This is a genomic window from Nitrospirae bacterium YQR-1 (assembly GCA_039908095.1).
In the GTDB taxonomy this organism is placed as follows: Bacteria; Nitrospirota; Thermodesulfovibrionia; order Thermodesulfovibrionales; family Magnetobacteriaceae; genus Magnetomonas.
Map to the genome: position 1 here is coordinate 1 of JAMOBJ010000091.1, position 887 is coordinate 887.

An 887-nucleotide genomic window follows, 5' to 3' on the forward strand; every position below is an offset into this window, starting at 1 on the left:
TTAGTTCGTTTAATAGAGTGTTTTCTTTTTCTTTACCTGTATCTTTGATTGTATTTATATAAAAATGCTTCATACTCTGTATATATTTTGTCGGAGAAAGGCGTTTGGAATACAAATAGGCTGCTCTTTCTGAAAGCGGTATCCATACCGCATCAGTTATATTTGTATAAACATAAAGGAGAGTTGACCCTCCGTCCACATCTTTAGCCTCTGTTATTATGAAGTTATAACACAGCCTTTTGTAGAAACTACGCATATATTTGTAATCAAATACCATAAGACTTGTTAGCAAAAAAGTTAAAACTATGATATGTGCATACAATGATTTGCTGTTTAAATATTTATTTATAATATCGAATACAAACATCACACCACATGCTGATACAAGTACAAACGGTGCAAAAGCAGGCAGATAGTAATTACTACAGTACATTTTAGTAATATTAGCACCTATAACACTTCCTGCAAACCAGATAAGAAACAGAATAGGCAGATACTTATATTTTTCTATAAACTCTTTTTTAAAAGCACTTATTACTCCAGCAATAAATAATAAATTGATTGTTTTTAGAAAAAAAATTGTTTTTAACAAGTTACTTAGAGATAATAAAAGTCCCTGATATATACTTCTATCCTTAGAGTAAATCTTTGCATAAGCAATATTATAGGAAAAAACATCAAGCCAATCAATCAAGGCGTAATTTCTTATAAAGTACAGTAGCAAGAGAAAAAATATAGTAATAGAACCAAATAATAGTATGCCGATTTGTCTTATTTTACCTCTATAATTTTCATTTGAAACAAAAAGAAAGTACAGCAATACCGGTAGCATAGAAAAAAGAAAAGGTTCCTTTGTAAAAAAAGTCAAAGAAAAGAAAATACCGGAC

At 29.4% G+C, this 887-nt stretch carries 1 protein-coding gene; it reads right to left on the reverse strand.

Features of this window, described 5'->3' with window-relative positions:
• The coding region (locus H7844_16045; protein MEO5358788.1) for a hypothetical protein at nucleotides 1–887 on the reverse strand (887 nt) is incomplete at both ends.